Source organism: Senegalia sp. (in: firmicutes) (assembly GCF_052088025.1).
Classification (GTDB): Bacteria; Bacillota; Clostridia; order Tissierellales; family SIT17; genus Anaeromonas.
Window position 1 is genome coordinate 1 of the sequence record NZ_JBQCYD010000078.1, and the last position, 5468, is coordinate 5468.

The 5468-nt window shown below is 29.7% G+C and carries 7 protein-coding genes; 1 reads left to right on the forward strand and 6 read right to left on the reverse strand.

The window, feature by feature from the left end:
* Positions 1-66: 66 nt before the first annotated feature.
* Positions 67-741 carry a uracil-DNA glycosylase gene (locus tag ACTHUW_RS12375; RefSeq protein ID WP_442213474.1) on the forward strand — a complete coding sequence of 225 codons (675 nt, stop codon included), beginning with the start codon at positions 67-69 and terminating at the stop codon, positions 739-741.
* Positions 742-786: 45 nt separating this feature from the next.
* Here ACTHUW_RS12375 and ACTHUW_RS12380 read toward each other — a convergent pair whose 3' ends face one another.
* The 6 genes from ACTHUW_RS12380 to ACTHUW_RS12405 all read right to left on the reverse strand — a co-directional run bounded on the left by ACTHUW_RS12380 (position 787) and on the right by ACTHUW_RS12405 (position 5431).
* Positions 787-1284 carry a GNAT family N-acetyltransferase gene (locus ACTHUW_RS12380; protein ID WP_442199008.1) on the reverse strand — a complete coding sequence of 166 codons (498 nt, stop codon included), beginning with the start codon at positions 1282-1284 and terminating at the stop codon, positions 787-789.
* 167 nt (positions 1285-1451) lie between these two features.
* Positions 1452-2573 carry an NADH-dependent flavin oxidoreductase gene (locus tag ACTHUW_RS12385; RefSeq protein ID WP_442213470.1) on the reverse strand — a complete coding sequence of 374 codons (1122 nt, stop codon included), beginning with the start codon at positions 2571-2573 and terminating at the stop codon, positions 1452-1454.
* Positions 2574-2662: 89 nt separating this feature from the next.
* A complete protein-coding gene (rlmH, locus tag ACTHUW_RS12390) occupies positions 2663-3142 on the reverse strand; it encodes a 23S rRNA (pseudouridine(1915)-N(3))-methyltransferase RlmH (RefSeq protein ID WP_442197433.1) in 480 nt (159 codons plus the stop codon).
* Positions 3143-3240: 98 nt separating this feature from the next.
* Positions 3241-3408: a CxxH/CxxC protein gene (locus ACTHUW_RS12395; protein WP_442197432.1), complete on the reverse strand. Its 168-nt coding sequence runs from the start codon at positions 3406-3408 to the stop codon at positions 3241-3243.
* Between the two features lie 121 nt (positions 3409-3529).
* Positions 3530-4774 carry a serine protease HtrA gene (gene htrA, locus ACTHUW_RS12400; RefSeq protein WP_442197431.1) on the reverse strand — a complete coding sequence of 415 codons (1245 nt, stop codon included), beginning with the start codon at positions 4772-4774 and terminating at the stop codon, positions 3530-3532.
* A gap of 15 nt (positions 4775-4789) precedes the next feature.
* Entirely contained in the window at positions 4790-5431 is a 642-nt protein-coding gene (locus ACTHUW_RS12405; RefSeq protein ID WP_442213472.1) for an MBL fold metallo-hydrolase, read from the reverse strand.
* Positions 5432-5468 lie beyond the last annotated feature (37 nt).

Consider the following 5468-nt stretch of genomic DNA (forward strand, 5'->3'; position numbering starts at 1 on the left):
AATAAAACATGCTTAGAAGACTTAATAAAAAGTGCTTCTAAACATATTATACGAGAGGTGATTGATATGAAAATTTTAGAAAATGATTGGAATGATCTATTAGAAGATGAGTTTGAAGAGGAGTATTATTTGGAACTTAGAAAGTTTTTGATAAATGAATATAAGACTAAGACTATATATCCAAATATGCATGATATATTTAATGCCTTACATTTCACTTCCTATAAGGATGTAAAGGTAGTTATATTGGGTCAAGATCCATATCATGGAGCAAATCAAGCTCATGGTTTGAGCTTTTCTGTAAAACCACAAGTAAAGACCCCTCCCTCTCTTAAAAATATATATAAGGAATTAAATAGTGATTTAAACTGTTATATCCCCAATAATGGATATTTAAAAAAATGGGCTGACCAAGGGGTACTCCTTCTTAATACAGTACTGACTGTTAGGGCTGGTGGAGCAAATTCTCATAGAAATATGGGTTGGGAAATTTTCACTGATAAAATAATTGATTTACTAGATCAAAGAGAAGATCCTATTGTTTTCATTCTTTGGGGAAAAAATGCTGAGTCAAAAGAAGTTTTAATAAAAAACCCAGTACACTTTATAATAAAATCTGCTCATCCAAGTCCCTTTGCAGCTTATAGAGGTTTTTTTGGCAGTAAGCCTTTTTCTAAAACTAATGAATTCTTAAAATCAATTGGAAAAGAAGCTATAGATTGGCAAATTGAAAACATATAGGTGCACCTATATGTTTTCAATTTAAATTATATTTTATTATAATCATTAATCAATTTTTACAACTTGTAAGGATACAACTTTTTTGCCTTCATAAACTGTTTGTTTTCCAACTTCTTTAAATCCAAATTTTTCATGAAATACTAATGAACCTGGATTAGGAGGTTTAATATCAATTTCAGCTGATACATAAGGCACATCATTTGATTTTGCATGACTGATTACAGATTCATACAAAGCTTTTCCTAGTCCCTTACCTTGCATTTTTACAGATACTACTACCCTATCTATGTATAAAAATTCTTTATAATTATCAGCAAACCACAAATAATTAACGCTATCATATTCTTTGTTTTCTCTAAAAGTCAAAACAAATGCTTCTACATTTTTATCTACTTCTACTATCTTCATCATTTCTGATTCAGATATAATTCTCTTAAGCTTATCCTTTGTTAATGGTGATAAAAAATGTACTGACTCATCATTTAATTCAAGCACTCTATCATAATCCTTAGTTTCAAAATCTCTTATTATCATATTTTCCATTTCTTAACTCCTTTTATTATTTTTAATGTTTCATCTAAATAAAGTATATGAAACACCATTGTTTTTATTATAACATATTTATTATAATAAAAAGGAATTATCTAATATGACTAAAATTAGCCTCATTATCAGATAATTCCTTTCTATTATTCAAAAACTAATATTTTTTAATCTACAACCGGTAGCCATCCTTTAGTATTAATAAGTTTCTTCCATAATGGGTCTGGAATGACTAATTTATCTTGATCTTTTTTAGATAATGTAGTTACAATCTCAGATTCTTTTCCTTCCTTTACCTTTTCTACCCAATCTGGTTCCATGAGTAGTTCACGGCCAAGGGCCACCATATCAACGCCTTCATCTAATGCTTTTTTAGCTTCTTTGGGTGTATGAATTGAACCTACGCCAATTAATGGTAGTCTATTATTAATTGTTTCTAACAGATATTCTATACGAGTTTTTGTATCTTCAACACCTCTTCTAGGTTTAGACCAAAAATCCATAAGTGATACATGAAGATAATCTAAATCTTTATCAGACAGCTCATCTACTAATTTGAGTGTATCTTTCATTGTAATTCCTGGTGTTGATGGCTCTTCTGGTGAGAATCTATACCCTATGATAAAAGATTCATCTGCATGAGATTTTACTACCCTTTTAACTTCATCTACAACCTCTAAAGGAAATTTTAATCGTTTTTCTAAACTTCCTCCAAATTCATCTTCACGCCTATTAGAATGTGGTGAAAAGAATTGATGTATTAGATATCCATTTGCTCCATGAATCTCTACACCATCAAAACCTGCAGAAATAGCTCGCCTAGTAGTATCACCAAATGCTATAATAATATCATTTATCTGATCTTTAGTTAAGGCTTGAGGTATATTAGAACTTCCCTCTGCCGCTATGTCACTTGCACTAAATATTTTCCCATTTGGTACTATATCAGGCGGACATGCTCTACCCCCATGAAAGATTTGAAGTACTGCTTTAGCACCTTGATTTTTTATAGTATCTGATAACTTTTTTAAGCTTGGAATCATATCATCACTATCTCCTGCAAATTCTCCTTTAAATCCTTTTCCATTTGGTGTAACATACGTGCAGGCAGTAATTACCATTCCTACACCCTTGGACCTACGTATATAATAGTCTAACTCAGCATCTGATACAGTTCCATCAGAATTAGAAGAGTAATTAGTCATAGGAGCCATTACAATTCTATTTTTTAACTGGATATTATTTTTAAATGTAAAATTATCAAATAATGCTTTATAATCTGAATTCATATAATCAATACTCCTTTATATTTTAGAATTTATTTTTAAATTATTCAACATTCATATATTTACCCAGCTTTTTAAATTTCTAATCACTCTTATTTATGGTAAGGTTCTCCCTTACTTATCCTAAACGCCCTATAAATTTGTTCAAGTAATATAAGCCTCATCAATTGATGTGGAAATGTCATTTTTGAAAATGATAGTTTAAAATCACTTTTTTTCACCACTTGATCAGATAAACCTATTGATCCACCTATTATAAAAGTTATACTACTTATACCTTTCACCCCTAAATCATCTATTTTTTTAGATAATTCTTCTGATTTTAACTGCTTTCCTTCTATGCATAATGATATTATATAGGAGTTGTTTGGGATTTTAGATAAAATTTTTTCGCCCTCTTTATTTTTTATGATATCCTCTTCTGATTTTGACATATTTTCTTTTGTAGCTTCATCTTTTATTTCTATTATTTTAAGTTTTGAGTATGCTGAAAGTCTTTTTGTAAATTCTTTTATGCCATTTATTATGTATTTCTCTTTTATCTTACCTACTGCTATTACTGTGATATTCATTCTATTAACACACACCTTTAATATAAAAACTTCTTTTGATTATTTCTAATGTTTCACGTGAAACCTTTTCCTGCTTGTCCTATATGCTTATTTGAAGCTTACACTACTAAAAATTTGGGGGATTTATCACATTTGTCACATATTGATGGACTCATCCAATCTGTAAATGATACGCTATCTAAGTTGTAAATATCTGGTGGTTGCTCATATATCTCTACAAATTCATCTATTGCTTCTTCTAAATGTTCATTACATACCACATACATCAAATCACTCCTAATCTAATATTTTTCTATATTTAAGTTTCTTTATATTCTTTATTATATTATATCCTATTTTCCTGAAAATAACTAAAGACTTGGCAAAAAAACTGCCAAGTCTTTAATATTATCTATTTTGTGGTGCCTTATCAAATGTTATCTCTATATTTTCTGCTTTTCCATTTCTAATTATTTCTATTTTTGCATTGTCTCCAGGTTTATAATTATATAATGCCTTTCTAAGGGTTGTGAAGTTTGTAACCTCTAAATCACCTATTTTTGTTATTATATCATTTGCTTGCAAGCCTGCTTTTGAAGCTGGTGAATTTGCTGATACTTCAACTACTACAAAGCCTTTTTCAGCTTCTATATCTACTCCTAAGGCTTTTTCATATTTTTCTATTTCAAGACCTGATACTCCTATAAAAGCCATATTAAATTCACCTTCAGATATTACTTGATCTATTATTGGCTTTGCAATATTTATAGGTATTGAAAATCCAAGTCCTTCTGCTGATTGTATTTTTGCTGTATTTACTCCTATTACTTCTCCTTGACTGTTTAATAATGCTCCACCACTATTTCCTGGATTAATAGAGGCATCTGTCTGAATTAAATTTTCCATTACTATACTTTCTGATGAAATTGTTCTATCCAGTCCACTAATTACTCCTGATGTAACTGTTCTTTGGAATTGTAATCCTAATGGATTTCCTATTGCTATTGCCTGTTCTCCAACTATAAGTTCATCTGAATTTCCAAGTTCTGCTGCTGGTAGATTTTTTTCATTTACTTTTATTATAGCTAAATCTAATGTTGAATCTTGCCATAATACCTGTGCTTTTGTTTTTGTTCCATCTTCAAATTGTACTGTGATATCATCTGCATTTCCACCATCGATTACATGTGAATTTGTAAGTATAAACCCATCACTATCAACTATAACTCCTGAACCTACTCCTTGGCTTGGTACTTCATTTCCAAATAAGTTTTGTTCAGTTGTTGTGGTTGTAATACCAACTACAGAATTCATAGATTTTTTTGCTACTGCTGATACTGTGTTTATATCATCCTTAGTGTTTATCTTTATTGTTTCATTTCCAGCTTTATTCATATTGCTGCTATTACTTTCAGGAAAAGGTATTATATTTCCATAAAGATAAGTTGGTGCAATATATGCTACTATAAATCCTCCTATAAGGGCTGAAACAAGTGCTATTAGCATATATGAAAAAAACCCACCTCTTTTTTTCTTTTCCTTATATACTATTTGTTTTTCTCTAGCTGGTCCCATAGGACTATGCCAATCTTTATTTTCTCTTACAGATTCTTCTTCAAAATTATTGTTATCGTCATTGTACTCATCACTCATCACTTTTTCCTCCTTTTAAACTATACAAAAGACAGTGGGATCACTCCTATTTGCAACTACAAGGTCTATATCTTTGTTTAACTTTATACCCTTTTCTGTCATTATGTTAACAACTGTTTGATAGGCAAGTTCAGGAAAATTATTTTCTCTACTTAGATGACCTAAAAATATCTTTTGAAATTTATCTTTAAATATTTCTGCTATCAGATTACCTGCATCTTCATTTGATAAGTGTCCCTTTTCAGATAATATTCTTTTCTTTAAATAATAAGGATAAGCTCCTATTTTTAGCATTTCTATATCATGATTTGATTCAAGCATTAGCAAATCTGAATCCTTTATTTTTGATTTCATATCTTCTGTTATTATACCAGTATCAGTTACTATGCTTATTTTTTTATTCTTATAATTCAAGCTATATCCTAGTGAATCCACTGCATCATGACTTGTGCTAAATGTGTCTATTCCAATATTGCCTATTTCAAAATTATCATTATTATTTATTATTTTTATATTTTCATCATCTAATTTCCCTAGATATTCTCTCATGGCTTCCCAAGTATTATTATTTGCATAAATGGGGATATTAAACCTTCTAGATAGTATTCCTGCACCTTTTATATGATCCTTATGTTCATGGGTAACGGTAGATGTCAATATAGTTGACGCATTAATTTTAAATTAATTAATTATT

Coding starts and splice junctions, on each gene's coding strand:
- ACTHUW_RS12375 (WP_442213474.1), top strand. CDS start 67: ATGAAAATTTTAGAAAATGATTGGAATGATCTATTAGAAGATGAGTTT.
- ACTHUW_RS12380 (WP_442199008.1), bottom strand. CDS start 1,284: ATGGAAAATATGATAATAAGAGATTTTGAAACTAAGGATTATGATAGA.
- ACTHUW_RS12385 (WP_442213470.1), bottom strand. CDS start 2,573: ATGAATTCAGATTATAAAGCATTATTTGATAATTTTACATTTAAAAAT.
- rlmH (WP_442197433.1), bottom strand. CDS start 3,142: ATGAATATCACAGTAATAGCAGTAGGTAAGATAAAAGAGAAATACATA.
- ACTHUW_RS12395 (WP_442197432.1), bottom strand. CDS start 3,408: ATGTATGTGGTATGTAATGAACATTTAGAAGAAGCAATAGATGAATTT.
- htrA (WP_442197431.1), bottom strand. CDS start 4,774: ATGAGTGATGAGTACAATGACGATAACAATAATTTTGAAGAAGAATCT.